The organism is Acinetobacter sp. AR2-3, assembly GCF_001878775.1.
GTDB lineage: Bacteria > Pseudomonadota > Gammaproteobacteria > Pseudomonadales > Moraxellaceae > Acinetobacter > Acinetobacter lwoffii_D.
This window is the reverse complement of sequence record NZ_MJIQ01000059.1, coordinates 18827-43959: the sequence shown is the minus strand read 5'-3', so window position 1 is coordinate 43959 and position 25133 is coordinate 18827. Positions and strand designations below refer to the sequence as shown.

The following is a 25133-nucleotide window of genomic DNA, read 5'->3' as shown; positions in this document are numbered from 1 at the left end:
CAAATAGCATGAAAAAATCCGGCCTTAAACCAAAGGCAATGCAGTGGTACTTTTGACCGTTTGCAATGGAATTTCAGTTTTTACACTTTGAATGCAGGGAATTTGGGTTAAATGATGAATCTGAAATTTACGATAGGCATCCAGATCAGCCACTACAATTCTTAAAAAGAAATCACAATCGCCCGCCATTAACTGGCACTCGACCACCTCTGGCATTTCCTTGATCGCTTCGACAAATTGATCGACCACAGCAGCTTCTTGAGACTTGAGCCAGACACGTGCAAACACACTCATCGCCAAATTGACCTTTTGCGGATTCAGCAGCGCGACATATTGCTCAATCACACCATCATCTTCCAGCTGTTTCACCCGTCTTAAACAGGGTGACGGTGACAAGCCAATTAATTGAGCCAGTTCATTATTTTGCAGTTTTCCATTCTTTTGCAGCTCATGCAAAATGCGTTTATCTATTTGATCCATGTCTATGCCTTGGCATTTAAAACCCCTTAAATTTAATTTAGCGCAATTTAATTTCAAATCAAAGCTAAGTTACTTGCATTACAACAGCAAATAGCCTGAATATCGCCATAAAATATGGTCTAGTTTTGCAGTACCTAGGTCATTTCCATGCTTTTGTTTAGACAAAGCACCGCAGCGGTAGTTATCCCTACCGATTTCAGCGAATTTCAACGTGGCATGAAAGATTCTATTCCCATGCTTTTAGGGATTATCCCCTTTGCGCTGGTGCTGGGTGCGACGGCGGGACAGAAAAATTTCAGCTTGCTCGAAGTGCCTTTACTGACAGGTTTGAACTTTGCCGGCGGTTCTGAATTTGCCATTCTGGAGGTCTGGAGCAGTCCACCAAATTTACTCATGCTGATGTTCATTGCCTTTCTGGTAAATAGCCGGCATCTGTTGATGGGCGCCAGTTTGGTGCCGTATTTAAAGCATCTTCCGAATCGTAAAGTTTTTCCGGCGCTGTTTTTTATGGTCGATGAGAGTTGGGCACTCGGTCTGGCTGATGCACAAAGGAAACAGGCGCAACTGGGTTATCGTGCTGCGTTTAGCATGCCTTATTATGCCGGCCTGTGTTTTTGCCTGTACTTGATGTGGGTCGGATTTACCACACTCGGCACCATGCTTGGACCTGTATTAGGCGATATCAACCGTTTTGGTTTCGATATGGCCTTTCCTGCTATATTTCTGGTGTTACTGAGAACTATGTGGAAAGGTTTTGAGGCTGCCCGGCCATGGCTGGTCAGTTTAGTCTGTGCGGCTTTGGCTTATTTATATTTACCTGCAGGCTGGTATGTGCCGGTTGGTGCCTTGTCTGGAATCGCTTCGGCATTTTTTCTGATTCAAGAGGATCAAACATGATCCAGATGAGTACCTTGGTGGCCATTATCCTGATTGCTGCGACCACTTATTTAACCCGGATCTTGGGCTATGTCTTGTTAAAAAATAAAACACTAACACAGCGCCAGCGAAAAATTCTGGAAGTAGTCCCCGGCTGCGTGCTGATTTCAGTGATTGCACCCTATTTTGTACGCGACCATCCTGCAGACCTGATCGCCTTGGCTTTAACGCTGTTCGCTGCTACACGTTTTGGATTATTACCGACCGTCGCCATCAGTATGGTTTCTGCCGCAGTTTTAAGAATTTTAATCGTCTAATACTTAAACAAAACCCCTTTAAATGTATCTCTAAAGGGGTTTTGTCTATTTTTGTGGATCAACCACTTTGGTGAGTAAACTGACCAGCTCGGCATTTTGTAATTCGACCTGCTGAAGTTTGGCTGTGGTCTGATCCAGTACTTCCTGCTGCACATGCATTTTTTTGGCTAGATCCTGCATGATTTCCAGGGTCTTTTTTAAATTCTCTTCCAGATGCACAATTTTTTCTTCGACTGGCACGCCTTCCACGCTACGTGGCTCATCACTCTGATTAAACTGCAGCCAGATCAGAAAAATCACCGCCAAAGTCAGCAGTATAATAAATCCCCAAACCACCATCATGTGCTTGCTCTTATTTCATTTTATTGTCTTTATCTTAACGAAAAATGCTGCAGATAACGCAAATAATTCAGCCTCAATTCCTGATTTTCGATCAATTACCGGCAAATTCTCTTAAAACATGGCTTGCAGAATATTTACAGGCAAGAAAAAAGCACCGTGTCTTGGTGCTTTTGAGGTTTAGATAACCCGAACTTAATGAAATGATTCACATAAATCCAGCAGACGGTTGGCATAGCCCCACTCGTTATCGTACCAGGCAAAGACTTTGGCTTGATGCCCAACGACTAGAGTCTGGGTCAAATCCACAATCAATGAATATGGGGAATGATTAAAATCACTCGATACCAATGGCTCATCCGTCACAGCCATGATTTCCGCAAAATCCTGCTGAGCAGCCTTGATCAGCACTTCATTCAGCTTGTGATCGGTAATCGGCGACTGGGAGACAAAGGTCAAATCAATCGCGGCCACATTAATGGTCGGCACCCGAATTGAATAACCATCAATACGATCTTCCATTTTTGGCATGACACGCTTTAAGGCACCGAGTGCGCTCGAAGTCGTAGGAATGATGTTATGGCCTGAAGCACGTGCACGACGCAAATCACGATGCGCATGATCCAGCACAGATTGATCTGCGGTCACCGCATGGATTTCAGTCATCAGGGCGCTAGTGATGCCAAAAGCATCATCGACAATTTTGACCAGTGGCACCAAAGCCTGTGTAGTACAAGAAACACTGGAAATGATCTGGTCCGATGCTTTGACTTCATGATGATTGACACCATAGACAATTGCGGCATCGACCGTATCAAAAGGTGCTGCGCCGATAATCACACGTTTCGCCCCTGCTCCAATATGCTGGGTCGCGGCTTCACGAGAACGGAACAGTCCAGTACATTCAAGCACTACATCTACCGCCAAGTTTTGCCAAGGCAACTTAGCCGGCTGCGACTCACACAAAACCTGTACTTTTAAAGCGGCATCCTGATAGCTGATATGCATATAGATATGTTCAGCATCATAGCTGAGATCCACCTGCCCCGGAAAACGGCCATGGGTCGAATCATATTTAAACAGATGAATTAGGGTTTCAACATCAGCAATATCGTTAATGGCAACGATTTCAAAATTAAAATCTTTCGGATTTTCAAACCATGCGCGCAGTACATTCCGTCCAATACGCCCAAATCCATTGATTGCCACTCGTTGCATGACTCGACCTTATATATACCTATTTTAAAATTCTTCTATGTTAAAGGATTTCTTGCGCCGTATATTAAAAAATTCAGTAAAAATACTGATTTTCGATTATTTTATTTCTGATCCATCTGTCTGTATTCGGATCACTTAAAATTCCGTTTATTTTTTAAAGTGATGGATATCCACGAATTCTGCTTCGGGAAAATTCAATTTAATTATTCAGCAAAAAACCTGAGTAAATAAATCCTTAGCAATTGGTTTTAAAATGATTGGTGCATACTGCTTTTTCCGTTATAATTTGGCGTTTTAAATTTTTAAGCCCCGCATTGCAGCAGAGCTCTTGTATGCTTGTCAGACTGTGGTGTTTTAGCCAAATCGGAAATTATGGAGTGACTTGGTTGTGAGTACTCGTTTTATGACATCAGCTGAAATTCGTGAAGCATTTTTGCGTTACTTTGAATCGCAAGGGCATACACGTGTCGCGTCGAGTTCTCTAGTACCTGCCAATGACCCAACTTTGCTGTTCACCAATGCTGGTATGAACCAGTTTAAAGATTGCTTCTTAGGTCTAGAAAAACGCGATTATGTACGTGCAGTGTCATCACAAAAATGCGTACGCGCAGGTGGTAAGCACAACGACTTGGACAATGTGGGTTATACAGCACGTCACCACACTTTCTTTGAAATGTTGGGTAACTTCTCATTTGGTGATTACTTCAAACGTGATGCGATCAAATTTGCCTGGGACTTTTTGACTAACGAAGAATGGCTTGGTCTTCCTAAAGATAAACTCTATGCAACCGTTTACCATACAGACGACGAAGCATTCGACATCTGGAACAAAGAAATCGGTCTAGACGCTTCTCGCATTATTCGTATTGGTGACAACAAAGGCGGTCAATACGCATCTGATAACTTCTGGGCAATGGGTGACACAGGTCCTTGTGGTCCATGTTCTGAAATCTTCTTTGACCATGGCGATCACATCTGGGGTGGCCTACCGGGTTCTCCTGAAGAAGATGGCGACCGTTTCATTGAAATCTGGAACAACGTTTTCATGCAGTTCAACCGTACTGCGGATGGCGTACTGCACCCTCTTCCAGCACCTTCTGTAGATACAGGTATGGGCTTGGAGCGTATTTCTGCTGTTTTACAGCACGTCAACTCAAACTACGAAATTGACTTATTCCAGCATTTACTTAAAGCTGCGGCTGAAATTATTGGTCTGGATACTACAGCGCTTGAAGCTGAAGCTGCTGAGAAAGGCACACCAGTTCAGTATCCTGCTTCATTGAAAGTCGTTGCTGACCATGCACGTTCATGTTCATTCCTGATTGCTGATGGCGTAAACCCATCGAATGAAGGTCGTGGTTATGTACTGCGTCGTATTATCCGTCGTGCAGTACGTCATGGTAACAAATTAGGCGCAACAGGTTCGTTCTTCCACAAAATGTTGAAGCCACTGATCGAAGTGATGGGCGATGCATACCCTGAACTTGCTGCTCAACAAGCACGTATCGAAGCACAACTTCTTAAAGAAGAAGAACAATTTGCCAAAACACTTGAGCAAGGTTTGAAATTGCTTGAAGGCGAATTGGCACAGTTAAAAGGTTCTGTGATTCCGGGCGAAGTGGTATTTAAACTTTACGACACTTACGGTTTCCCGACTGACTTAACTGCGGATATCGCACGTGAACGTGACTTAACTATTGATGAAGCTGGTTTCGAAACTGAAATGGCTGCACAGCGTCAACGCGCACGTGATGCAGGTAAATTCGCGATCGACTACAACAGCGTAGTTAAAGTTGAAGGCGAAACTCAATTTGAGGGTTATGACGCAACTGCAGGTGAAGGTCAAATCATCGCAATCTACAAAGATGGCGAGCAAGTTGACGAAGTGGTTGAAGGCGACGAAGCACTGATCGTACTTAACCAAACACCTTTCTACGCAGAAAGCGGTGGTCAAATCGGTGATACAGGTATCTTTAAAAACGATACTGGTATTTTCGAAGTGCAAGATACCAAAAAATCTGGTGGTGCATTTGTACACCAAGGGATCGTGACGATGGGTAACTTAAAAGTTACTCAAAATGTAGAAGCAAAGGTTAAAGCAGACATTCGTGCAGCAACAGCACGTAACCACTCTGCGACTCACCTGCTACATGCTGCGTTACGTCAAATTCTAGGTTCACATGTACAGCAAAAAGGTTCATTGGTTGCATCTGATGTGTTACGTTTTGACTTTGCCAACGACCAGCCTGTAAGCTTTGAACAGCTGCAAGAAATTGAACGCTTGGTCAATGCTGAAGTGATTGCCAATACTGCGGTGTCTACTGAACTTCTGGATATCGAGTCTGCGAAGGCTAAAGGCGCGATGATGCTGTTTGGTGAGAAATATGGTGACGAAGTACGTGTACTGTCTATGGGTTCAGTGATTGAAGAGAAAAACTTCTCAATCGAACTTTGCGGTGGTATTCACGTAAAACGTACCGGTGATATCGGTCTGTTCAAAATCACCTCTGAAGGTGGTGTGGCAGCCGGTGTACGTCGTATTGAAGCAGTAACAGGCACTAAAGCAGTTGAAGTTGCGCAAAAAGCCGATCGCGATATCAATACGATTAACGGTTTGCTCAAAGCGCAAAAAGACCAGACTTTAGAAAAAGTTGAAGCACTGGTTGATACTGCATCGAGCTTGCAGAAACAGATCGAACAACTCAATCAAAAACTTGCTAGCCTGCAAGCTGGTGAACTTCTAAGCCAAGTTCAAAGCATTGCAGGTCGTGCAACCTTGATTACAACTGTTGAAAACATGGATGCAAAAGCACTACGCAACCTGCACGACGGTGTGAAATCAAAATTAGAAAATGCAGTGATTGTTCTGGCAGGTGTAGAGGGTGACAAGGTGAGCTTAATCGCATCTGTAGCAAAAGACTTTACTGCTTCTATTAAAGCAGGTGACATCATCAAACATTTGGCAACTGAGCTAGGTGGTAAAGGTGGTGGTAAACCTGACTTGGCACAAGGTGGCGCGCCACTTAACGAGAAGTTTGCTCCAGTGATGGCAGATTTAACTGCCTGGCTTGCGGCAAAATAAAACTTCAATTTTGTGTAACTGACCCTGATAGGTACATCAGGGTCATGGCTTATATGGAACAACTATGGCATTAATCGTTCAAAAATATGGCGGTACCTCTATGGGTACTCCCGAGCGCATTTTAAATGTTGCTCGTCGTGTAAAGCGCTGGCATGACCACGGCCACAAGGTAGTGGTAGTGGTATCAGCAATGAGTGGCGAAACCAATCGTCTACTTGCTTTAGCGAAGGCCATTACCGAAACCCCTGACCCACGTGAACTAGACCAAATGGTATCTACGGGTGAACAGGTTACGATTTCTATGTTAGCAATGGCGCTGAACTCAATTGGAGTTGAAGCAAAATCACTAACAGGTCGCCAGGTTGGCATGAAAACCGACAGCTCATTCAATAAGGCACGTATCGAATCCATTGATACTGAAGTCCTGAACTCAAATCTGGATGCAGGCCGCGTACTTGTCGTTGCCGGTTTCCAGGGTTTTGATGAACATGGCAATACCACTACTTTAGGGCGTGGCGGTTCTGATACTTCAGGTGTTGCAATTGCTGCCGCACTCAAAGCAGATGAATGCCAAATTTATACCGACGTTGACGGTGTATATACCACCGATCCACGTGTTGCACCAAAAGCAAAAAAAGTTGATCGTATTTCATTTGAAGAAATGCTTGAGATGGCGTCACTCGGTTCTAAAGTCCTGCAAATTCGTTCAGTTGAATTTGCTGGTAAATACCAGGTGCCTTTACGCGTATTATCAAGTTTCGACAATGACAACGATGGCGCATTCGACGAAGAGTTTAAGCAAAACGTTGGTACACTTATTACGACTGAATTGGAAGACAATATGGAACAGCCAATTATCTCCGGTATCGCATTTAACCGTGACGAAGCAAAATTAACTATTTTAGGCGTGCCTGACGAACCGGGTATTGCTTCTAAAATTTTGTGCCCGATTGGTGATGCCAATGTTGAAGTGGATATGATTATCCAGAACGTTGAAGAAGATGGTACAACTGATTTCACTTTTACTGTGAACCGTGGCGAATTAAATAAAGCCAAAGCTATTCTTGAAGCAACTGCTCAAGAAATTGGTGCACGTGAAGTTGCGACCCGTTCAGATATCGTAAAAGTATCGATCGTAGGTGTCGGTATGCGTTCACATGCCGGTGTAGCGAGCAAAATGTTTACAGCATTGGCAGATGAAGGTATTAACATCCTGATGATCTCGACGTCTGAAATCAAGATTTCTGTGATCATTGAAGAAAATTATCTTGAACTTGCGGTTCGTTCATTGCATACCGCATTCGGTTTAGACCGTGAACAAGGCGAATCTAGCGCACGTGCTTAAGCGTTAAGATAGAATATTGTCATTGTTTGACAGTATTTTATAAAAGTCTACAAAAATGCAGAGCCACTATAGTTTTTTTTATAGTGGCTCTGTTATATTAAGCCTGAGGATTTTTAACCAGCTGAGATAGATTAAAATCTTTCACCCAGATGACAGAATTTCTATCCAGATCTTATTTTGTAATTTTTGGTTGTGCTTTTTGTTTTATATTCAATAGATTGCAGGTTTTGCATTTTGCAAGGAGAAAAACATGCTGATTCTGACTCGACGCGTCGGGGAAACTTTAATGATTGGTGATCAAGTCAGTGTGACTGTGCTTGGTGTAAAAGGTAACCAGGTTCGTATCGGGGTAAATGCTCCGAAAGAAGTCTCTGTGCACCGTGAAGAGATTTACCAGCGTATCCAGCATGAACGTGCAATGCATGAACATCTTCAACATATCGATCAAGATTACCAACCTTCTTATGAAGACGATAGCCAGACACAAAATAACTTTAACCGTTAATGTTTGTGTGAAGAATAAAGCGGCTTTTGAGCCGCTTTAAATTTGTCTAAATTTTATACAAAAATATTAAATACTTAGATAATTTAAAATAAAACTTAAAGTTCTGCACCCTGCTGTAATGCTGCAATCACCTTTTTTACCGGCCCAAAACTGCGACGATGCTCATCAATCACGCCATGTAAGGCAATCGCTTCAAAATGTGCCTTGGTCGGATAACCCTTGTGCTTGGCAAAGCCAAATTGCGGATGCTTCTGGTCCATCTCGATCATCTGATGATCACGGGTTACTTTCGCCAGAATACTGGCTGCTGAAATTTCAGCATGCAGTGCATCACCACCCACCACGGCATCACAGCTCATAGCAAGGCCCTGTGGAATCTTGTTGCCATCGACCAATACATGCTCAGGCTGAACTGGCAAAGCTTCTACAGCACGGCGCATGGCCAGCAAAGAAGCTTGCAAAATATTATGTTCATCAATCTCTGCCGCAGAAGCCTCAGCAATGGCCCATGCCAGCGCTTTTTCCTGAATCTCGATAAAAAGTTTTTCACGCTTCTTTTCAGTGAGTTTTTTAGAATCATTTAAACCCTCAATCGGGTTGTTCGGATCCAAAATAACTGCCGCAGCGACCACCGAACCCACTAATGGCCCACGCCCTGCTTCATCTACACCAGCAATCTTCATGTCTATTTTTCCATAAAAAATAGGCTGAACCAGTCAGCCTATTTCAATTTAATCTTGGCTTAGTTTACAGCTTCAGCTACACAAGCGTTAATGGTTTTTGCAACCACATTGCCGACAATCGTCGCACGTGCTGCCGGGTCAATCGCTGCAGTCGCCAAATCTACCGCTGTTACGCTTTGGGGTGCTTTTTCGCTGACACAGCCACAAATTTCAGTCTGGATATTCTGCTTTTGGGTCGTAGTCATTAGACGTGTAGCTGTTTGCCATGCTGGAATATTATTCAGCTCAGTCGTACATTTTGCATTGATCGCGATTTTAAGCGCAGCCCCACCCAGCTGTTGAGTCGTGGTTTGCGTTTCAGGGCTGCCTGTTGTTGCACAAGCCGATAAAACCAAAGTAAGCGGAGCAAGTGCAGCCAATAATTTTTTCACAGATCTGTTCCTTGTTTATTCATATATGAAGCGTGACGCTATTGTGCCGAAATTCACCTGAATAAGAAATCTATAAATCATCCTGAATGTTTAATCTGCACCCAGCCATTTCAATGGATGTTGCATGAAAGCCACCATAGCGTTGCAGATTTGGAATTGCTGGGCTGATTCGCCCTTTGCTAAGGTGCATCCATCTTTGAGGGCAATCGAAAATCACATGGAAAAAGTACAATATTACACGCGCACGGCACAATGGTTGCACTGGATCATGGCAGTTATCTTTATTGCGGCCTGGCTGATTGGTTTTTATAGTGGGAATTTTTTAAGTTATGAGGTCGATGGCAGCTTTAAAGGCGATGTCATCACCCTGCATAAAAATATCGCCACCACCATTATTTTCCTGTTGGTTGTGCGAATTTTCTGGCGTTATACCCATCCTGCCCCTGAACTACCGGACACTATGTCACCCCGGATGAAAACTTTGGCACATGCAGGTCATCTGGCTTTGTATTTTATGCTGATTGCTCTACCTGTCACCGGCTGTTTATATAGCTGGAGTCTGGGCTATCCAGCACCAGTGCTATATTTATTTAACCTGCCGGCACTGATTGCAGAAAATCCGGCTGTAACCGCGATCGTAAAACCCCTGCATATCTGGCTTTCCTGGGCAGTTGGCTTACTTTTAGTTGGACATATTTTCGCAGCACTGAAACATCATTTTATCGATAAAGATCATGTACTCAACAGCATGACCCGACAATCCAAATCTTCTAAAAAATAATCTGCAAAACCACACTCAATCAGCTTTCATTGCAAAGCTGATTTTATTTTAAGAACTCGGTCATGCAGCCTTTCAGACTGTTTGCAATAGCCTGTTGCGTGAGTTTTGACTTTACTTCTTCATCCAGAGTCGCTTTCAGTAAAGTGCTTGCCGGAATATCCTTGAGTGCATGCTCACCTACACATGAACAGACATTCTGTTCAAGTTCAGCTTTATTTTTGTCCTGCATAAAATAGGTCGAGGCAGTCCAGAATTTAGATGCTTTCAATTCTTTTGCACATTGGTATTCAATCACGGGTTTTAAAGTACGCTGTGTCAAAGTCATATCCGCATTTGAGCAAGCAGATATCAACACGCTACTGATGAGCAGAATTATATTTTTCAATTTCATATCCATCTATAAAAACAAAGGCAGAGCGAACCCTGCCTTTTATTTAAAAACTTAAACCAGGGCACGGATCTGGTTGATCCATTGCTCTTTTTCAGTATCGGTAATAAAAGAGGCTTCAAATGAGTTAATGGCCAACTGTTTGAGTTCCTCATTGCTTAAATCCAGTGCTTCAGCAATGGCAATAAAATTGTCATTCATATAACCACCAAAATAAGATGGATCATCTGAATTGACTGTAACGTGCACGCCTTGTTGCAAGAGGCAACGGATATTATGCTGCTGCATATCATCCACGACGCAGAGTTTCAGGTTTGACAATGGGCAAACTGTCAGTGGCATCTTTTCTGCGATCAGGCGCTGCATTAACTCCGGATCTTCTTCCGAACGAACCCCATGATCAATACGATTCACTTTCAGTAAATCTAAAGCTTCCCAGACATAAGCTGCCGGACCTTCCTCACCTGCATGTGCTACAACCAAGAAACCTGCTTCACGCGCTTTAGCAAAGACACGTTCAAACTTTGAAGGTGGATGCCCGACTTCACTTGAATCCAGACCGACCGCAATAATCTGGTCTTTATAAGGCAAAGCCTGTTCCAGTGTTGCAAATGCAGCATCTTCGCTTAAATGACGCAAGAAGCACATAATCAGATGTGAACTGATACCCAGTTTAGCTTTGGCATCATCACAAGCTCTTTGCAAGCCGTTGATCACGGTTGAAAAAGCAACGCCACGATCGGTATGGGTTTGTGGATCAAAGAACATTTCAGTATGCACGACCCGGTCTTCAGCACATTTTTCAAAATACGCCCACGCCAGATCATAAAAATCCTGTTCATAAATCAGTACAGCAGCGCCGGCATAATAAATATCCAGGAAGGACTGAAGATTATGAAAGTTATAGGCCTGTTTAACTTCTTCAACAGATTTATACGGGATGGCAATTTTATTACGCTGAGCGATCGCAAACATTAGCTCAGGCTCAAAAGTGCCCTCAATATGAACATGAAGCTCGGCCTTTGGCAAAGCTCGAATCAACTCAAGACGGTTCATCGCTTCTCCTCATGAAACCTAAAATAATAAAAAAAGGGTGCAAACTGAGTTTACACCCTTTCCAAATCTAGAAAAATTAGCCGCCAAATAGTGCGAATTTAAGCGTCCATAGTACTGCAATAATCCAGACCATATACGGTACAGTTGATGCCTTACCGGTTAACAATTTGATCAGTGCATAGCTGATGAAGCCCATCGCAATACCATCAGCAATTGAATAGGTAAATGGCATAAATACAATGGTTAAAAATGCAGGAACTGCTTCTGTAATATCTTCCCAGTCAATATGCACGATACCTTGAATCATTAAGACACCGACAAATAACAGCGCTGGTGCTGTTGCAAAGCTTGGTACAGACTGTGCCAATGGTGCAAGGAACAAACAGGCAACAAACAGGATACCGACTACAACAGCAGTTAGACCTGTACGGCCACCGGCTGCTACGCCCGCAGAAGATTCAATGTATGGCGTAGTTGAAGATGTACCCAGCGCTGCACCTGCAACAATTGCAGAAGAGTCCGCAAAAAGTGCTTTTTTCAAACGCGGCAGTTTGCCATCTTTCAACAAGCCTGCACGGTGTGAAACACCTACAAGCGTACCGGTTGAGTCGAATAAATCGACCAGGAAGAAGACAAAAATCACGCCAATTAAACTGGCAGTGAACAGACCTTCAAAGCTCATTTGCATAAATGTGGGTGCAATCGATGGCACTGCGCCAACCACACCTTTAAATTCACTCAGACCCAATGCTGCTGAAATACCGGTTAACACCAAAATACTGATGATGATCGCACCACGCACTTTAAAGTGATGCATCACAACAACCAGAAGGAAACCAAATAATGCAAGCAAAACCGATGGTTGTTTTAAATCGCCCAAACCTACCAACGTAGCAGGATTATCCACAATCAGGCCGGCATTTTTCAAAGCAATCAGCGCAAGGAATAAGCCAATACCACCACCGATGGCCAGTTTCAGCGACATTGGAATCGCATTTACAATGGCTTCACGGATTTTGAACATGCTGATCGCAATAAACACAAGACCGGAGATAAACACAGCCCCGAGTGCTGTTTGCCAAGGCACACCCATTCCCAAACAGACGGAATAGGTAAAGAAGGCATTTAAGCCCATGCCTGGTGCAAGTGCAATTGGATAATTTGCAATCAAGCCCATGACTAAACAGCCAATCGCGGCTGCAAGACAGGTTGCTACAAAGACAGCCCCATGATCCATCCCCGTTTCGGACAAAATCATCGGATTGACAATAATGATGTAACACATCGTTAAGAATGTTGTCACACCAGCAAGAACTTCTGTACGGAAACTGGTTTTGTTTTCACTCAGTTTAAACAGACGTTCAAGCATACTTTCTGAAGATGGATTAGGAGTCGTCATGACCTAGCCCCTATTGAGTAAACTTTATGCTTTAAGCAAGCCGTCAAATAAATGAAATTTTATAAAAAAATTCATCAATTTTAAGGATGTGTTAGCAACGAATATGCCAGCATAGCCATTTGACGGGTTAAAATGTTGGAACAGCTTACAGCCCCAGGGCTATGCTATAAAAACCCAAAAAAAATCTAAACAAAAAAGCTGCATAACCTTTATGCAGCTTTATTTTCTCGATTTAAATCAAATGCTTAACAAGATGAATTCTGCTTCATCCTGATCGTTGGCAAATTATAACACATTGATTTCTTATTGCTTATTTGATTTTACACTTTATTAGAAATTAATATATTCCAGGTGAATATTTAAAAAATTTTATTATATTTATTATGGTTTTAATTTTATTAATCCAGCCCAATTGGCGGGAGGAAGATATATAACCTGCTTAATGTCGATGCCGATTGGATTCCAGCAATTTGCTTGAATCACGTCCATCGTTCAAGACATGACGGATCTTTTCATATTTTCTGATTTCTGACTGTTTATGGACACAAAATCCTAATAAACTGATCATTAAGGCAAAAACAGGGATAGCATATATTTTCATTTTTATTATGCTGCTTTGTAACACTATGCAATTATGCTAACAAAAAACCTAACAAACTTGTGACATAGTTTACATTTAACCCGATAGAAGGCATTTATTTATCCTCTAAATATTAATTTTATGTCGTTTTATTTATTAATACTTAATTAATTTATAATTCTTTTTTCAAAAAATCGATCCTATTAAAAACCCTTTTAAAAAAACTAAATAATTGAATTTAATATATTTTTTAAACACCCTAAAAGAAGTTTATTCAAAATTAAAATATGTAGATAAATGAAATCTAACCTATTCAATAGAACTTATTTCGGTTTATTTTATCGGCCTTTTCCAAGAATGCTCAACTTTAATTTTTAAAATAAAATGATCTAAATAAGGGAGATTTTGCAAGGGATTTCAAAGTGTTTAACGATATTTTTTATTTTTAACTATCTTGAAGTTTTCATTATGCAGTTCATCCACACTTCACTCATCATAGAGTCAAATCGTTGAACACTAGTTAAGAAGCTAACCATGATAAAGACATCCCAATATCCGGCATACATATCCTCATGCTGGATACTGGGAATCATCTCATTTATGCACTCAGTTGTTCATCACGCTTGAACACCAGTTCTCCTTTGAGTGAACTGTCTGCATCAAAATAATAGCCATCAGTATTAAAAGCTTTTAGCCCCTCTATACGATCAATTTTATTTTCAATCATAAAACGCGCCATGAGACCGCGTGCTTTTTTGGCATAGAAACTGATCACTTTATATTTGCCATTTTTCTGATCCAGAAATACCGGCTTGATAATGTCTGCCTGAATTTTGCACTCGTTGACTGATTTGTAATATTCATCAGAGGCGATATTCACCAGGATTTCAGAATTTGCTGCTGCTAGATCCTGATTAATCACATCAGTAATGTGATGTGCCCAGAAGTCATATAGGTTATGCCCGCGGGAATTGGCCAATTTGGTTCCCATTTCCAGACGGTACGGCATCATCAAATCCAAGGGACGTAAGAGTCCATATAATCCAGACAACATGCGTAAACGGTCTTGTGCATAGTGCAGATCTTCATGTTTTAAACTATAGGCATCCAGACCTGTATACACATCGCCTTTAAATGCAAAAATCGCCTGACGGGCATTGGCTAAATTAAAATCCGGTTGCCAGTCATTAAAACGTGCGGTATTTAAAGTGGCAATTTTTTCACTAACACTCATTAAGCTGGAAATTTCTGTTGCAGAAAGTGTGCGACAAACGTTGATCAAGTCCTGTGAATGTTCTAATAATCTCGCTTGAGTAAATTGGTCAGTCGGTAATGGAGTATCGTAATCGAGAGTTTTGGCTGGAGAAATTAAAGCGAGCATGGCAACCTGGTCAAAAAATGATTAATCAAACTATATCAGTCTGCTTATTTTAATTCCAATTCATGTTTTTATTCACCATAATCGTTAAAATGCACGATTCTCCTGTTAATCATCGGTTTTTATATGCCCGAGCAAATTTTTCTTCAAGGGCCTGCGGGTCAGATTGAAGTTTTTGTGGATTATCCTCAGGGTGAAGTGAAAGGATTCGCGGTAGTTTGTCACCCCCATCCATTGCAAGGCGGTACACCACAACATAAGGTTCCGGTTTTACTGGCACAAATGTATCTGGAACGTGGCTGTATTGTGTATCGTCCAAGTTTCCGTGGTTCTGGTCAAAGTGAAGGTATACATGACGAGGGCTTCGGTGAGACGGATGATGTATTAGAAGTCATTCGGTTCGCTCGTAACCAGCATATTGCCCTGCCTTTTTATGCAGGTGGTTTTAGTTTTGGTGCGCATGTCATGGCAAAAAGCTATGCAGCCTTACCCGTAGAACTGCAACCAAAGCAAACCATTTTATGTGGTCTGCCGACTGCAACAGTGGCTGGTATTCGCCATTATGTTACACCTGCAATTAAAGGCGACATTCTGTTCATTCATGGCGAAGCCGATGAAGTGACTTTGCTCTCAGATATGATTGAATGGGCAAAGCCACAACGCCATTTAGTGACCGTATTACCTGGTGCCAATCATTTTTTTACCGGATATTTAAAGCAATTGCGGATCGCAATGACCCGGTACTTAGCGCTTGGTTAAATAAAAAACCCATCAGATGATGGGTTTTTTATTAAAAGACAAAATCTTCTGCAAAAATTTCATACATCACAGCCCGATATTTAGGCTTATCGATGTAGCGGATAATTTTTCCGCCCAAGCGTTCTGCAATTTTACGGCTAGCCCAGTTTTCTTCTGCTACCGGGTAGCTTAAAACTTGAATCCCTAATGTATTGAAAGCATAAGCCACAACACAATGCACTGCCTCATGTCCATAATGATGACCATGTGCAGTTTCACGAATCCAAATACCGACTTCAGGTATTTCATCATGAAGTCGATGCAAACCACATAGCCCAATAAATTCTTGTGTTTCAATATGACGGATCACAAATACATATTCTTTATAATCAGTCATATTTTCCAGCCAATTTTGCCAGACTGTTGCAAATCCCTGTTCAGATTGTGGTGGGTCCCACGCCATAAAACGTGTCAAACTCGGCGTAATTGAAGCATAAGTTTCTTTGGCATCGGCTGATTTAAAACAATTCAGGATCAAGCGTTTACTTTGCAGTGTAGGCAAAGCTGGTTGAGTCTGTTGAATTAGCTCTTCCATTCAAACTCGCTAAAGCTTTCCTGCTCTTTTAGAGAGGTTTCCACTGCCTGTGCAAGCTGATTAAGCAGGCTTCTTTCAGTGATGCGATCCAGCCAGTCCTGTTCTTCTTCAGGATATGAGGCAATTTCACAGACCAGATGCCCTTGTTCATCTCTGGTTTCACAACTCACCGATAAAGGCAGCGCATGTTCTTCCACGCTGACGGCAACCTGAGCTCCACTTTGGCTTAAGGTCTGAAAACCATATTTGCCTAATTTTTCGGCAAGCAAATGTGCTACATATTCCTGGGTTTCCTGACCATCCCGTGGTGTTTGGCTCTGGGTATTGGCCATGAATTTTAATTTTCGCATCGCTACTTCCAAATGGCTTTTTTCTTATATGGGTTTAGCATAAGCAATATAAACAAAACAGCCAAGCAAAAGCTTGGCTGTTTCACATAATTTTAAAAATTATTCTGACACTTGAATTGGCAATCCTGCGATTGAGGTTAATTCTGTGAAGGTCGGGAAACTGGTTGCGACCGTTTCAGTACCGACAATCTTGATCTGCTCCGAATTACGCAAACCGGCAATTGAAAAACTCATCGCGATACGGTGATCATGATGCGATTCAATTTCACCACCGCTAAAGATTGGCGACCAGTCACCGGACTTGCCCTTACCTTCAATGATGATGCCATCGTCCGTTGGGGTACAGTCAATACCCATGGTTTGAAGACCATCTGCCATGACCTGAATACGATCCGATTCTTTCACGCGAAGCTCGGCAGCGCCGGTCAAAATCGTCTGACCTTCAGCACATGCAGCTGCAATAAATAACGCCGGGAATTCATCAATTGCCAATGGTACCTGATCTTCTGGCATATGAATGCCTTTGAGCGTACGTGTACCACGAATACGAATATCTGCAATCGGTTCACCGCCCGCAATACGCTCGTTTTCAACTGTAATGTCCGCACCCATTTGCTTGAGGATTTCAATCACACCAGTACGGGTCGGGTTAATGCCTACCGCTTCAAGGGTGACGTCCGAATTTTCAGTAATGGCCGCACCCACCATAAAGAAGGCTGCTGAAGAAATATCTGAAGGCACTTGAATATTGGTACCCACTAACTTGCCGCCACCTTGCAGGGAAATTCGATTACCTTCGGTTTTCACTTCATAACCAAATGCACGCAGCATACGTTCAGTATGGTCGCGTGTTGGTTCTGGTTCAGTCACCGAAGTTTCACCTTCCGCCCATAGACCTGCAAGTAGAATCCCTGATTTCACCTGAGCAGAGGCCATTGGCAAATCGTACTGAATCCCTTTAAGGTTTTGATTGCCGGTGATGGATACAGGTGGTGTACCGCGTTCACCTGTGGTCTGAATTTGCGCACCCATTTCACGTAAAGGCTTGGCAATACGCTCCATTGGACGCTTGGATAAAGATGCGTCACCAGTCATGACTGAATCAAATTTTTGTGCAGCCAGCATACCCGACAACAAACGCATTGAAGTGCCCGAGTTGCCCATATAAATGGCAGACTGTGGCGCTTTAAGGCCATGCATGCCAACACCATGAATGGTCACTTCACCATTTTTAGGGCCTTCAATGCTCACACCCATATCACGGAAAGCTTGCAGTGTCGCTAGAGCATCCTCACCTTCCAGAAAGCCGGTCACATGTGTGGTACCTTCTGCAATCGCACCAAACATGATCGAGCGATGTGACACAGATTTGTCACCTGGCACGGTAAATTTACCCTGAAATTTCTTGGCACCCGGCTGAATGGTAAATTGTTGTGTCACTTTATTTTTCTCCATGAAAGGTTTCTTGGCGAGCATATGGTTGAAATGCTGGCGAGCTGCCTGCGCATGACCCAATAAGCCCATCAATGCGTGGGAATCTTCATCTTCAATCAATTTGCGGATAATCGCGAGCTGCTGTTCAAAGCCATCAACAGCATTCAGAACTGCTTTTTTATTAGCAAAAAAGATGTCATGCCACATTTGTGGATCGCTGGCGGCAATTCGCGAGAAATCCCGAAAACCACCCGCAGCATAACGAAATATATCTAAATTGTCTTCACGCTTGGCCAATTGTTCAACCAAGTTGAATGCCATAAGATGCGGAAGATGACTGGTATGCGCCAGCACTTCATCGTGCTTGTCGACATCCATGCAAATCACTTCGGCTTTCGCCGCTTGCCACAGCTGAATCAGTTTATCGACGGCCCAGTTTGCACTGCTTGGCAGTGGCGTCAAAATCACTTTGTGATTGGCAAATAAATCAACTTTACCTGCATGTACCCCAGTATGCTCGGCACCTGCAATCGGATGGCCCGGTACAAAACCTTCAGGCAGTTCATCGCCAAAAACCGCTTTCGCTGCATCGACCACATTACCTTTGGTACTACCAACATCAGTAATAATGGTATTGGGAGATAAATAAGGCTGAATGGCTTCCAACACCTTTTGCGTGGCACGTACCGGCAATGCAAGCACTACCAGATCAGCACCTTTGACCGCCTCTACAGGATCGGCATAACCTTCGGAAATCAGGCCAAGAGATTTAGCATCTTCCAAAGTCTTTTGTGAACGTGTCGATGCAACAATGTCATTGGCCAAATGCTCGGCTCGAATGACACGCGCCAGACTTGAACCAATCAGTCCAAGCCCGATAAATGCAACTTTTTCAAACAGTGGCTGCGACATGGTTTAAGCTTTTGCCTCTAAACCGAGTACTTTAGCCAATGCGCTCAAGAATTTCGCATTTTCTGCTTCAGTACCAATCGATACCCGAATGTGATTAGAAATACCGACCGGACGCACAATCACCCCTTGCTTGAGCAGACCATTGAAGGTTGCTGATGGGTCTGCCTGTACATCTACCAAGATAAAGTTGGCACGTGAAGGCACATAGTTAAGACCCAAAGCCTTAAAACCAGCTTCAAGTTGCGCCATACCGGCTTTATTCACTTCACGAGAACGCGCGATAAAATCTTCATCTTTCAGTGCAGCCACCGCAGCCACCATCGCAAGATGGTTGACATTAAATGGCTGACGAATACGATTGAGATAATCCGTCACTTCTACTGAAGCCAGAGCAAAACCAACACGTAGTGCAGCCAAACCATAGCACTTCGACAAAGTACGGCTAACGATCAGGTTTGGATATTGAGCCAAGAATTTCAGACTGTTGAAGTTTTCCGGGAAATATTCCACATAGGCTTCATCCAGAACCACGATGACATTGGCAGGAACTTTTTGCATGAACGCTTCAAATTCAGCTTCTTCAAACCAGGTTCCTGTTGGATTATTCGGGTTTGCAATGAAGACGAGTTTGGTATTGTCTTGAATTGCAGCCGCCATTGCTTCCAAGTCATGCGAAAAGCCTTTAGCTGGCACTTCAATCGCTTGTGCATTAATGGCTTGAGTCACCAATGCATAAACTGCAAAAGCATGCTGGCTATACACCACCGAATCATTTTCTGAAACGAATGCGCGGGCAAACATTTCCAGTAAGTCGTTTGAACCATTCCCCAAGGTAATCTGATCGTGATTAAAACCAAACTGGGCCTTGATCTGATCTTTCAGGATAAAACCACCACCATCCGGATAACGGCCAATTTCAGCAATTTCCGCAGCGACCGCTTCTTTGACTTTATCTGAACAACCCAGCGGATTTTCATTTGAAGCCAGTTTGACGATATCGGTAAGCCCCAACTCGCGCTCAAGTTCACTGATCGGCTTACCCGGTTGATATGGCTTTAATTTTGAGATGCCTGAATTAGCTGGAACAAACGACATTTTAGACTTCCAATTTTAAATATAAAACAGTGGTCAGCACCCTCGCCCTGACCACGGATAGCTGACTTAAAGTACAGCTGCAGGATATGAACCGAGTACGCGAACTTCTTTGACCAAAGGACGAATTTCTTCAATGGCTGCTTTCACGTGTTCCTGCTCAATATGGCCTTCAAGATCAATGAAGAACACATAAGCCCATTTTTCAGGAAGTGCAGGACGGGTTTCAATACTGGTCAGACTGATATTGTGCTTGGCAAACGGCGCCAGAATTTCCAGCAAAGCTCCGGCACGATCATGCGCTGAGATTAGTAATGAAGTCTTGTCATTACCACTTTGAGGCACTTTTTCACGACCAATCACCAGGAAGCGTGTGGTATTTTCCGGATTGTCCTCGATATTGCTATGCATGATTTCGAGATCATAGATACTCGCAGCAATTTCAGAGGCAATCGCAGCAGAATGCCATTCATTACGAATACGGCGCGCTGCTTCCGCATTGGAACTTAAAGCGACACGTTCCACACCTGGATAATGAGCATCCAGCCACTTACGACACTGTGCCAAAGTCTGCTGATGCGCATAAATCTGTTTGATGCTGTCTTTACGGGTATTTTCAGAAATCAGGAACTGATGGTGAATCGGTAATTCAACTTCGCCAATCACATTCAGGTTCGAGGTTTTGAAACAGTCTAAAGTATGGTTCACCACGCCTTCAGAGGAATTTTCTACCGGCACCAGACCATAATGGGCACTACCCGCTTCCACGTCACGGAAAACTTCATCAATGGTCGGTAAAGGACGAACCACAGCATCATGGCCAAAGTGCTTGAGTACCGCAGAATGAGTATAGGTCCCGACTGGTCCCAAGAAAGCAATGCTTTGCGGAGCTTCAAGTGCAAGACAGGCCGACATGATTTCACGGAACAGACGTGCCATGGTGGTATCAGACAATGGCCCTTCATTACGTTCCATGACATTACGCAAAACCTGAGCTTCACGTTCTGGGCGGTAAAACAGCGGATTCTCTTCTGAGGCAAACTTTGCTTTTGCCACAGCTTCAGCCAAACGTGCCCGACGGTTAATCAATTGCTGAATTTGCTGATCAACAGAATCGATATCTTCACGAATTTTTGCCAAATCAAGAGAAGTCGTGGTGTTTTGATCGTCGTTGATCATTGTTCTGTCGCCCTTCATAAACCTTATCTGTTCAGTATAACAATAGTGAGCTTTCAAATGTTACGCAATATGACATTGGTAGATTAAGTCTTAAAAACATACAGTTGATTTTAACCGTTTATCGCTTTTGGTCATATCTGGTAACATTTACTTCAGCTTTTCTGCTTGATTTACATTATTAAATTGTAAACTTTGCCTCTCCATATTAACTGATTTTAAGGAAGATAAAATATCACTATTTCTTAATCTATATAGCGGTTTTAAGCATAAGAAAATTAAAATAATTACTTTTCACACGTCATTTTTGAACCATTCATATCTAAGATAGATTTCACAATAAAATGCACACTCTGCAACCCCATTTTTATCGACTTCTCTTTGATTTCAGTTATTTTTTTACATTAAATCACTACTCAATTACAAAGCAGAGACGATTTTTTAACCAATCATAGATAGTCTAACTTAAAACAAGCGTTTGGGTGTCAGTCATGCCAAAAAGAATAGCTGTACTTTTGACGAATAATTTTGAAGATCAGGAATATCTTGAACCCGTAGCAGCCTTGCTGGAAGCAAAGCATAGCATCTGTAATATTGAGTTTAATGCAGGAAAAGTGGTCTATGGTCTGCATGGCTGTTCTGCAGTGACGATTGACCGGGACATCGAACAAATCAGTATTGATGATTTTGATGCCTTGCTGATTCCTGGCGGTGAATCTGCAGTTTCTTTATCTACCGATATGCGGGTGCTGCAATTTATCCAGGCTTTTAATCAAGCCAAGAAAACCATCTTTAGTTTATGTGATGCATCATTATTACTGTGTGAAGCAGATGTGCTGAAAAATCGAATTATTACCAGTATTCGCGCGCATGCCAGTCGCGTACAACGTGCCGGTGGAACGTATTATGATGCAGAACTGGTGAATGACAATAATCAGTTGATTTCATCGCGCCTACCCAATGATTTACCCATTTTTATTCATGAATGTTTGGATGTTTTAAAATCATAAAGTCTTAAAAAATATTTCCCATCTTGGCTATGTTCTCCCCCTATAAAAAAGAGTCCTTCGGGACTCTTTTTTTATGAGTGAGCTATTAACGTCCTAACAGACCACGTGCCACTATCTCTTTCATGATTTCATTAGTACCCCCATAAATCCGCTGAATCCGCGCATCAACGAAGAAACGTGAAATTGGATATTCAGTCATATAGCCATAACCCCCAAATAATTGCAGGAGATTGTCCGCGATTTTCATCTGCATATCGGTAGAAAAACTTTTCAATGCCGCTGCAGTTTCTACATCCAGCTTCCCTTGCATATAAAGCTCAAGATTCTGGTTATAAAATGCTGCAGTTGCCAATTCATCAATTTTCGCTTGCGCCAACACAAAACGAGTATTCTGGAATTGACCGATCGCCTGACCAAAAGCCTGACGCTCTTTCACATATTGTGTGGTCACATCGATCGAGCCACGAATGGCGCCTAGAGCGGTGGCAGCGATGGCGGTACGCTCACGTGGCAATTCCTGCATCAGGTAAGCAAATCCCTGTCCCGGCTGACCCAGTAATTGGTCCTTTGGCACTTTAACATTGTCGAAGAACAGTTCAGACGTATCCTGAGCATGCAGACCAATCTTGTCCAGATTAGTGCCTTTTTTAAAGCCTTCCAGATGGGTATCGACCAGCAGCAATGAAACGCCTTTAGCTCGGGCTTGAGGATCGGTTTTGACCGCAAGCACCACCAAGTCAGCATGCTGACCATTGGAAATGAAGGTTTTTGAGCCATTTAACAGATAATATTCATCCTGCAAGATGGCACTAGTACGCATGGCTTGCAAATCTGAACCTGCACCTGGCTCGGTCATGCCAATCGCACCGACCACTTCACCGGTGACCATTTTTGGTAACCAGTATTTTTTCTGTTCTTCAGTACCAATATGCAGGATATACGGTGCTGCAATATCGGAATGACAAGACAGACCTGTGGCAATGGCACTGTATCCGGAACGTGCAGATTCTTCGATCAGCATCAAGGAATAATCGGTCGGCACCCCATAGCCACCATATTCTTCTGGAACATCGACACACAAGAAGCCATTTTCACCGAGTGCATTCCAGACTGAACGCGGCATCAGACCTTCACGTTCCCACTGGTCGTAGTACGGTGCGACATGTTCGTTCATAAAGCGTTTAAAATTATCGCGGAATAATTCTAGATCGGCATCGTAGGCAAGCATTCTATTGTCCTTGTTGTTTATCATTTTAGTTTCCTTTTCACAGACTATCGACTTTCCTGCTCCCTGTCATGTGCCGGCATTCATCTTTTTACTAACTTCACAGTCAATAAAAAAGGGAAGCCGAAGCTTCCCTTTTAGACATGAAAGACAGACTCAAAATTAGTGAGCGTTATTGCCTTCTTGTGCCATTTTTTCGTCAATTTCTGCAGGATTTGCTAAAGCATAGTTCAGCTTGTCCATATCTAACTGGCCCACCCATTTCGCAACCACTAAAGTCGCCAAAGAGTTACCGACCAGATTGGTCAAGGCACGAGCTTCAGACATGAAACGATCGATACCGAGAATCAATGCCAGACCTGCAACAGGAATATTCCCTACAGCAGCCAAAGTTGCCGCCATCACAATAAAGCCTGAACCAGTCACGCCTGCCGCACCCTTAGATGAGATCAGAAGTACCAGAAGCAGGGTAATTTGATGAGACAAGTCAAGTTGCGTATTGGTTGCTTGCGCAATAAAGATTGCAGCCATCGTCAAGTAAATCGACGTACCATCCAGGTTAAATGAATAACCAGTTGGAATCACCAGACCTACCACCGACTTCTCTGCACCGGCAAGTTCCAGTTTCTTCAACATACGTGGCAGTACTGATTCTGAAGATGACGTCCCCAGTACAATCAGAAGTTCTTCGCGAATCAGGCGGATCATCTTCATGATGCTGAACCCTGCGAAACGCGCAATTGAGCCCAATACGATGAAAATAAACAGTACGCAGGTAACATAGAAACAAATGATCAACTGTGCCAGCTGAGCAAGAGAACCAATACCATATTTACCAATTGTAAATGCCATCGCACCAAATGCACCAATTGGAGCAAGTTTCATGATCATATTCACGATATTGAAGAACACATGTGAAATCTGGTCGATGAGTTTCAGGACTGGCTTGCCTTGATCACCTAGCTTATGCAGTGCAAAACCAAAAATGATCGCGAACAATAGAACTTGCAGGATTTCGCCTTCTGCAAATGCGCCCACAACCGTATTTGGAATGATGTTCATCAGGAAGTCGATAGTCGATTGTGACTCACCTGAAGCGACATATTTACTAATGCCACTGGTATCCAGTGAAGCAGGATCAACGTTCATGCCCACACCAGGCTTCACAATGTTAATCACGACCAGACCGATGACCAAAGCAATCGTAGATACGATCTCGAAGTAAAGTAAAGCCACACCACCAGTTTTACCGACTGATTTCATGCTTTCCATACCTGCAATACCGCTCACTACGGTACAGAAAATTACAGGTGCGATAATCATTTTAATCAGACGGATAAATGCATCACCAAGCGGTTTAAGCTGTTCGCCCAAGCCAGGGACATGCTGTTCTACGCCATTGATAATTTGCGTACCACTAGGCGAAAAATGCCCGACCAGAATACCTGCGATAATGGCCACAATCACTTGAAAATACAGTGACTTATAAATTGGTTGTTTCGCCATAATAAATCTACTTGAACGATATCAAAAATAAGAAAGACCATTTTGAGAAATATACTGACCTCTTCATCCCTTCTCAGGATGAACCGGATCAAGTCTCAAAAGGCTCAAGAGAATGTTCAAAAATGATAATCAGCCATGCATTGAATCTGACACTCAAGTATCAGACCAAAGTATTAAATGGGAGAAAGAGATTAAGAAAAATTAAACAGACTCTAAAAATTGCCTAAATTTTACCGA

At 42.9% G+C, this 25133-nt stretch carries 24 protein-coding genes; 8 read left to right on the top strand and 16 right to left on the bottom strand.

All coding sequences use genetic code 11. The features are described from left to right. Positions 1–24: 24 nt before the first annotated feature. Positions 25–480: an Lrp/AsnC family transcriptional regulator gene (locus BFN00_RS11300; protein ID WP_004645552.1), complete on the bottom strand. Its 456-nt coding sequence runs from the start codon at positions 478–480 to the stop codon at positions 25–27. A 147-nt stretch (positions 481–627) separates the two neighbouring features. Here BFN00_RS11300 and BFN00_RS11295 point away from each other — a divergent pair, with 147 nt between their 5' ends. Beyond that, the gene (locus tag BFN00_RS11295; protein ID WP_071851720.1) at positions 628–1377 is read left to right on the top strand and encodes an AzlC family ABC transporter permease; all 750 of its coding nucleotides are present in this window, start codon (positions 628–630) and stop codon (positions 1375–1377) included. Further along, a complete protein-coding gene (locus BFN00_RS11290) occupies positions 1374–1673 on the top strand; it encodes an AzlD family protein (RefSeq protein ID WP_071851718.1) in 300 nt (99 codons plus the stop codon). The genes BFN00_RS11295 and BFN00_RS11290 overlap by 4 nt, the downstream gene beginning before the upstream one ends. Positions 1674–1718: 45 nt before the next feature. Here BFN00_RS11290 and BFN00_RS11285 read toward each other — a convergent pair whose 3' ends face one another. Beyond that, positions 1719–2015, bottom strand: a complete 297-nt coding sequence (locus BFN00_RS11285; RefSeq protein ID WP_004278968.1) for a hypothetical protein — start codon at positions 2013–2015, stop codon at positions 1719–1721. Positions 2016–2207: 192 nt separating this feature from the next. Further along, entirely contained in the window at positions 2208–3230 is a 1023-nt protein-coding gene (locus BFN00_RS11280; protein ID WP_071851716.1) for a type I glyceraldehyde-3-phosphate dehydrogenase, read from the bottom strand. A 388-nt stretch (positions 3231–3618) separates the two neighbouring features. Here BFN00_RS11280 and alaS point away from each other — a divergent pair, with 388 nt between their 5' ends. The 3 genes from alaS (at position 3619) to csrA (ending at position 8162) form a co-directional block, all read left to right on the top strand. After that, the gene (alaS, locus tag BFN00_RS11275) at positions 3619–6312 is read left to right on the top strand and encodes an alanine--tRNA ligase (protein WP_171260798.1); all 2694 of its coding nucleotides are present in this window, start codon (positions 3619–3621) and stop codon (positions 6310–6312) included. Positions 6313–6376: 64 nt separating this feature from the next. Then, positions 6377–7657, top strand: a complete 1281-nt coding sequence (locus BFN00_RS11270; protein WP_004278971.1) for an aspartate kinase — start codon at positions 6377–6379, stop codon at positions 7655–7657. A gap of 250 nt (positions 7658–7907) precedes the next feature. Further along, the gene (csrA, locus tag BFN00_RS11265) at positions 7908–8162 is read left to right on the top strand and encodes a carbon storage regulator CsrA (RefSeq protein WP_004278972.1); all 255 of its coding nucleotides are present in this window, start codon (positions 7908–7910) and stop codon (positions 8160–8162) included. Between the two features lie 95 nt (positions 8163–8257). Here the strand turns inward: csrA and rnhB are convergent, their stop codons facing one another. Both rnhB and BFN00_RS11255 read right to left on the bottom strand, forming a co-directional pair. Beyond that, positions 8258–8845, bottom strand: coding sequence for a ribonuclease HII (gene rnhB / locus BFN00_RS11260; protein ID WP_004278973.1), 588 nt, complete (start codon positions 8843–8845; stop codon positions 8258–8260). A 59-nt stretch (positions 8846–8904) separates the two neighbouring features. Continuing rightward, a complete protein-coding gene (locus BFN00_RS11255; protein ID WP_004278974.1) occupies positions 8905–9276 on the bottom strand; it encodes a hypothetical protein in 372 nt (123 codons plus the stop codon). A gap of 217 nt (positions 9277–9493) precedes the next feature. Here BFN00_RS11255 and BFN00_RS11250 point away from each other — a divergent pair, with 217 nt between their 5' ends. After that, positions 9494–10057 (top strand): cytochrome b, encoded by a 564-nt coding sequence (locus BFN00_RS11250; RefSeq protein WP_026055720.1) that lies wholly within the window; start codon positions 9494–9496, stop codon positions 10055–10057. 43 nt (positions 10058–10100) lie between these two features. Here BFN00_RS11250 and BFN00_RS11245 read toward each other — a convergent pair whose 3' ends face one another. The 4 genes from BFN00_RS11245 to yaaA all read right to left on the bottom strand — a co-directional run bounded on the left by BFN00_RS11245 (position 10101) and on the right by yaaA (position 14861). Next, positions 10101–10454, bottom strand: a complete 354-nt coding sequence (locus BFN00_RS11245; RefSeq protein WP_004645560.1) for a hypothetical protein — start codon at positions 10452–10454, stop codon at positions 10101–10103. A gap of 45 nt (positions 10455–10499) precedes the next feature. Beyond that, positions 10500–11501 carry an adenosine deaminase gene (locus tag BFN00_RS11240; RefSeq protein ID WP_071851713.1) on the bottom strand — a complete coding sequence of 334 codons (1002 nt, stop codon included), beginning with the start codon at positions 11499–11501 and terminating at the stop codon, positions 10500–10502. A 76-nt stretch (positions 11502–11577) separates the two neighbouring features. After that, positions 11578–12900, bottom strand: a complete 1323-nt coding sequence (locus BFN00_RS11235; protein ID WP_004645563.1) for an NCS2 family permease — start codon at positions 12898–12900, stop codon at positions 11578–11580. A 1178-nt stretch (positions 12901–14078) separates the two neighbouring features. Beyond that, complete coding sequence (yaaA, locus tag BFN00_RS11225) at positions 14079–14861, bottom strand: peroxide stress protein YaaA (protein ID WP_071851709.1); 783 nt, start codon at positions 14859–14861, stop codon at positions 14079–14081. 123 nt (positions 14862–14984) lie between these two features. Between yaaA and BFN00_RS11220 the strand changes: the two genes are divergently transcribed. Further along, positions 14985–15617, top strand: a complete 633-nt coding sequence (locus BFN00_RS11220) for an alpha/beta hydrolase (protein WP_004645565.1) — start codon at positions 14985–14987, stop codon at positions 15615–15617. A 31-nt stretch (positions 15618–15648) separates the two neighbouring features. On the opposite strand, the gene BFN00_RS11215 is transcribed toward BFN00_RS11220, so the two are convergent. The 5 genes from BFN00_RS11215 to pheA form a co-directional block, all read right to left on the bottom strand. Continuing rightward, positions 15649–16191: a GNAT family N-acetyltransferase gene (locus BFN00_RS11215; RefSeq protein WP_071851706.1), complete on the bottom strand. Its 543-nt coding sequence runs from the start codon at positions 16189–16191 to the stop codon at positions 15649–15651. Continuing rightward, the gene (locus tag BFN00_RS11210) at positions 16179–16541 is read right to left on the bottom strand and encodes a hypothetical protein (protein WP_071851704.1); all 363 of its coding nucleotides are present in this window, start codon (positions 16539–16541) and stop codon (positions 16179–16181) included. Before BFN00_RS11210 ends, BFN00_RS11215 begins: the two co-directional genes overlap by 13 nt. 99 nt (positions 16542–16640) lie before the next feature. Beyond that, positions 16641–18887: a bifunctional prephenate dehydrogenase/3-phosphoshikimate 1-carboxyvinyltransferase gene (locus BFN00_RS11205; protein WP_071851702.1), complete on the bottom strand. Its 2247-nt coding sequence runs from the start codon at positions 18885–18887 to the stop codon at positions 16641–16643. Positions 18888–18890: 3 nt separating this feature from the next. Continuing rightward, positions 18891–19982, bottom strand: a complete 1092-nt coding sequence (gene hisC, locus BFN00_RS11200; RefSeq protein ID WP_071851700.1) for a histidinol-phosphate transaminase — start codon at positions 19980–19982, stop codon at positions 18891–18893. 66 nt (positions 19983–20048) lie between these two features. Next, entirely contained in the window at positions 20049–21158 is a 1110-nt protein-coding gene (gene pheA, locus BFN00_RS11195) for a prephenate dehydratase (protein ID WP_004645570.1), read from the bottom strand. Between the two features lie 488 nt (positions 21159–21646). Between pheA and BFN00_RS11190 the strand changes: the two genes are divergently transcribed. After that, the gene (locus BFN00_RS11190) at positions 21647–22165 is read left to right on the top strand and encodes a DJ-1/PfpI family protein (RefSeq protein ID WP_005106495.1); all 519 of its coding nucleotides are present in this window, start codon (positions 21647–21649) and stop codon (positions 22163–22165) included. A gap of 85 nt (positions 22166–22250) precedes the next feature. On the opposite strand, the gene BFN00_RS11185 is transcribed toward BFN00_RS11190, so the two are convergent. Both BFN00_RS11185 and BFN00_RS11180 read right to left on the bottom strand, forming a co-directional pair. Continuing rightward, on the bottom strand, positions 22251–23393 hold the full coding sequence (locus BFN00_RS11185; protein WP_071851698.1) for an acyl-CoA dehydrogenase family protein: 1143 nt from the start codon (positions 23391–23393) through the stop codon (positions 22251–22253). A gap of 159 nt (positions 23394–23552) precedes the next feature. Then, on the bottom strand, positions 23553–24896 hold the full coding sequence (locus BFN00_RS11180) for a dicarboxylate/amino acid:cation symporter (RefSeq protein ID WP_071851695.1): 1344 nt from the start codon (positions 24894–24896) through the stop codon (positions 23553–23555). Positions 24897–25133 lie beyond the last annotated feature (237 nt).

Coding starts and splice junctions, on each gene's coding strand:
- BFN00_RS11300 (WP_004645552.1), bottom strand. CDS start 480: ATGGATCAAATAGATAAACGCATTTTGCATGAGCTGCAAAAGAATGGA.
- BFN00_RS11295 (WP_071851720.1), top strand. CDS start 628: ATGCTTTTGTTTAGACAAAGCACCGCAGCGGTAGTTATCCCTACCGAT.
- BFN00_RS11290 (WP_071851718.1), top strand. CDS start 1,374: ATGATCCAGATGAGTACCTTGGTGGCCATTATCCTGATTGCTGCGACC.
- BFN00_RS11285 (WP_004278968.1), bottom strand. CDS start 2,015: ATGATGGTGGTTTGGGGATTTATTATACTGCTGACTTTGGCGGTGATT.
- BFN00_RS11280 (WP_071851716.1), bottom strand. CDS start 3,230: ATGCAACGAGTGGCAATCAATGGATTTGGGCGTATTGGACGGAATGTA.
- BFN00_RS11270 (WP_004278971.1), top strand. CDS start 6,377: ATGGCATTAATCGTTCAAAAATATGGCGGTACCTCTATGGGTACTCCC.
- csrA (WP_004278972.1), top strand. CDS start 7,908: ATGCTGATTCTGACTCGACGCGTCGGGGAAACTTTAATGATTGGTGAT.
- rnhB (WP_004278973.1), bottom strand. CDS start 8,845: ATGAAGATTGCTGGTGTAGATGAAGCAGGGCGTGGGCCATTAGTGGGT.
- BFN00_RS11250 (WP_026055720.1), top strand. CDS start 9,494: ATGGAAAAAGTACAATATTACACGCGCACGGCACAATGGTTGCACTGG.
- BFN00_RS11245 (WP_004645560.1), bottom strand. CDS start 10,454: ATGGATATGAAATTGAAAAATATAATTCTGCTCATCAGTAGCGTGTTG.
- BFN00_RS11240 (WP_071851713.1), bottom strand. CDS start 11,501: ATGAACCGTCTTGAGTTGATTCGAGCTTTGCCAAAGGCCGAGCTTCAT.
- BFN00_RS11235 (WP_004645563.1), bottom strand. CDS start 12,900: ATGACGACTCCTAATCCATCTTCAGAAAGTATGCTTGAACGTCTGTTT.
- yaaA (WP_071851709.1), bottom strand. CDS start 14,861: ATGCTCGCTTTAATTTCTCCAGCCAAAACTCTCGATTACGATACTCCA.
- BFN00_RS11220 (WP_004645565.1), top strand. CDS start 14,985: ATGCCCGAGCAAATTTTTCTTCAAGGGCCTGCGGGTCAGATTGAAGTT.
- BFN00_RS11215 (WP_071851706.1), bottom strand. CDS start 16,191: ATGGAAGAGCTAATTCAACAGACTCAACCAGCTTTGCCTACACTGCAA.
- BFN00_RS11210 (WP_071851704.1), bottom strand. CDS start 16,541: ATGCGAAAATTAAAATTCATGGCCAATACCCAGAGCCAAACACCACGG.
- BFN00_RS11205 (WP_071851702.1), bottom strand. CDS start 18,887: ATGTCGCAGCCACTGTTTGAAAAAGTTGCATTTATCGGGCTTGGACTG.
- hisC (WP_071851700.1), bottom strand. CDS start 19,982: ATGTCGTTTGTTCCAGCTAATTCAGGCATCTCAAAATTAAAGCCATAT.
- pheA (WP_004645570.1), bottom strand. CDS start 21,158: ATGATCAACGACGATCAAAACACCACGACTTCTCTTGATTTGGCAAAA.
- BFN00_RS11190 (WP_005106495.1), top strand. CDS start 21,647: ATGCCAAAAAGAATAGCTGTACTTTTGACGAATAATTTTGAAGATCAG.
- BFN00_RS11185 (WP_071851698.1), bottom strand. CDS start 23,393: ATGCTTGCCTACGATGCCGATCTAGAATTATTCCGCGATAATTTTAAA.
- BFN00_RS11180 (WP_071851695.1), bottom strand. CDS start 24,896: ATGGCGAAACAACCAATTTATAAGTCACTGTATTTTCAAGTGATTGTG.